Raw genomic sequence first — 382 nt, 5'->3', positions numbered from 1 at the left:
ACCATGCACAATATCCGGTCGCAGATGCTTGAATAATTTTCGTGTTGCGAGAATAGCACCAATATCACTGAGGCCGATTTTACGGCTGATTGGAATGCGGTGCAGTCCCAGCGCTAAATCCGGCAGGAGTGATGCAAATTGCGTCTGTTCGAGCGCACCGTCTTCGCATAATTCGCAGATGACTCCGACCTGATGACCGGCAGCATTTTGCATCGCTGCCAGATCGCGAATATGCCGGAACACGCCGCCGACAGGTGAGCGGAAGCAATGGATAATCCGCAAAGACTTTTGCTTCACAACATCCTCATCTCAGCTTCTGAAACTGCTGTATGCCCCACTATTTGCTGATCAGAATAACCGCTCACGGACATAAATGGTATCG

Annotated in this window: 1 protein-coding gene; it reads right to left on the bottom strand. The window is 50.3% G+C overall.

The window, feature by feature from the left end; translation table 11 throughout:
• The coding region (locus HBA93_RS19145) for a glycosyltransferase (RefSeq protein ID WP_353619405.1) at window positions 1-297 on the bottom strand (297 nt) is incomplete at its 3' end.
• Window positions 298-382: the final 85 nt, after the last annotated feature.

The organism is Ochrobactrum sp. SFR4 (assembly GCF_019730395.1).
Classification (GTDB): Bacteria; Pseudomonadota; Alphaproteobacteria; order Rhizobiales; family Rhizobiaceae; genus Pseudochrobactrum.
This window is presented reverse-complemented; position numbering and strand designations above follow the sequence as displayed.